The sequence below is a fragment of the Lysinibacillus sp. NPDC092081 genome (genome assembly GCF_044755845.1).
Lineage (GTDB): Bacteria > Bacillota > Bacilli > Bacillales_A > Planococcaceae > Lysinibacillus.
In genome coordinates this window covers 1-1,336 of sequence record NZ_JBIVRU010000042.1, presented here as the reverse complement: position 1 = coordinate 1,336, position 1,336 = coordinate 1, and the positions used below count along the sequence as shown (strand labels likewise).

At 35.9% G+C, this 1,336-nt stretch carries 1 protein-coding gene; it reads left to right on the top strand.

Annotated elements, in window-relative coordinates:
• Nucleotides 1-113 precede the first annotated feature (113 nt).
• Entirely contained in the window at nucleotides 114-1,328 is a 1,215-nt protein-coding gene (locus ACIQLB_RS24540; protein WP_400731333.1) for an ISL3 family transposase, read from the top strand.
• The last annotated feature ends 8 nt before the right edge of the window (nucleotides 1,329-1,336 follow it).

The following is a 1,336-nucleotide window of genomic DNA, read 5'->3' as shown; positions in this document are numbered from 1 at the left end:
GGTTCTATAATATTTCTTGGGGTATTCATACAATTTCGCGCATAAAAAAAGCACAGATTCACTGATTTATATATACTTGAATTGTCGAGAAACAAGTAATAGAAAGGTGAACTGTGCAAATGAATTTTAACATGAATATCCCAGGATTAAAAGATGTAGAGATTACGAAAGTAGAAGAAGTAGGAGATCGAATTGCGTTGCATGTACAATTGCCCAAATGTACGCATCAATGTCCAGTTTGTAAAAAAGAAACATCAAAGGTTCACGATTACCGAATACAGAAGATCAATCACTTAAAATGGTTTGAACGTTTAACTATTCTCTTCTATAAACGTCGTCGCTATGTTTGTAATTGTGGTAAGCGTTTCTCTGAAAAATCCCCCTTCGTAGATAAATACCAACGCTACTCAAAAGAATGGAATCAAGTGGTGAATGTACGGGCTATTAAAGCCAAAACATTTAAAGAAGCTGCAGAAGTACTAGGTACATCAACCACGACGGTCATTCGCCGTTTTAAAAAGGTAGCGAATAAACAATTAGTAGAGGGTGTACGTTTACCAAAAGCGATTGCGATTGATGAGTATAAAGGCGATACAGATGCAGGTACGTATCAGCTAATCATTGCGAATGCGGAGACGCACGAGCCGATTGATATTTTACCGAATCGTAAAAAAGAAACAATAAAAAATTACTTAAGTCAGCATGGAGCAGATGTTGAAATAGTGGTCATGGATATGAATCCAAGTTTTAAAGCAGCTGTTCGTCAAGCACTAGGTCGACCTGTTATTGTGGCAGACCGTTTTCATTTTAGCCGTTATATTTATTGGGCAATGGATGAAGTGCGCCGACAAATACAAAAAGAATGGGACAAATATAATCGCACAAAGTGTAAACGTATGCGTCATGTATTTTATAAACGTGCATCTAAATTATCACCGAAACAACAGTGGTACTTACAGCGCTATACAGAAATGTCTGAAACATTAAAAGTAGCCCATGAATTAAAGGAAGCCTATTGTGAGTGGTTTGATTGGGCAAAGACAAAGAATGATGTCGTAGAAGTAAAGAAGCGATTACTAGCTTTTTACCGTAAGGTAGAAGAGACAAAATTACCAGCTTTTTTAAAAGCAATTCAAACATTTAAAAACTGGCAAGTAGAAATCTTAAATAGCTTTAGTTTTGGTTATTCCAACGGCTTCTTGGAAGGAATTAATAATAAAACAAAAGTGATGAAACGGAATGCATATGGATTTCGACGTTTCGATCACTTTCGAGCAAAAATCTTATTAAATTTAAAGTATAAAGAAATCGGAGTTCATTTGGGCTAACGTGCTGA